The organism is Aerococcus sp. L_32 (genome assembly GCF_050689315.1).
Map to the genome: position 1 here is coordinate 1 of NZ_JBOEQF010000813.1, position 827 is coordinate 827.

Here is an 827-nt window from a genome sequence, read left to right on the forward strand (position 1 = left end):
GGCTGGCTACACCTCTATTCCGTCCCAATACAATCCTCAGGGGTCAATGGCAAATATTTTAAAGGCCTATTACCAGCGTCAGGATTATGACAACCAGGTCATCCATGTGGTGACGCGGTTGGACCGGGATACGAGTGGGGTCATGTTATTTGCGAAGCACGCTTTTGCCCATGGCTTAATTGATCAGCAAATGCAGCAAAAAGGCATCGAAAAGACCTATCTAGCTGTTTCGGATAAAAAAGTATCTGACCTTGACCATGGTTTTATTGATGATCCGATTGCTAGAAGTCCGCGGTCAATCATTGAACGACGGGTTCACGAATCAGGACAATCAGCTTTAACAGAGTATTGGCTAGCTGAACAAGTGGGCGCCTTAAAAGTCTATAAAGTACAGTTACATACTGGACGCACCCATCAAATCCGGGTGCATTTTGCTTTTAATGATGCACCACTTATTGGAGACGACTTGTACGGTGGTCAAATGAACCATGGCATTCAAAGACAAGCCTTGCATTGTCGGTCTCTAAAATTTAAACACCAATTTACCGGTGAAATGGTTGAAATCCAGGCACCCTTGCCGGAAGATATTTCTGCTTGCTTTGACCTATAGGTTATATTACAATGGTTGGCATGTGTTAAAATAGAAGGTGTGACAAAAGTCGTTCAGACTCAACGGACTGGACCAAAAGCCGAACAATTGCTGCAAGTAATTGACGTGTTTTGGGAAGTATTGGAAGAGTTTGACTTTTGGCGCCCGATATTATGATGTTTGTTAGATACAAATAGAAGGTGTGACAGCTTTGTTACAGTCTCAATCAAAATGACAG

Annotated in this window: 1 protein-coding gene; it reads left to right on the forward strand. The window is 43.0% G+C overall.

Annotated features, from left to right (window positions below; all coding sequences use genetic code 11):
• Positions 1–610, forward strand: a 610-nt coding sequence (locus tag ACRCJ0_RS16650; RefSeq protein WP_431391272.1) for an RluA family pseudouridine synthase, incomplete at its 5' end; no start/stop codon positions are given.
• Positions 611–827: the final 217 nt, after the last annotated feature.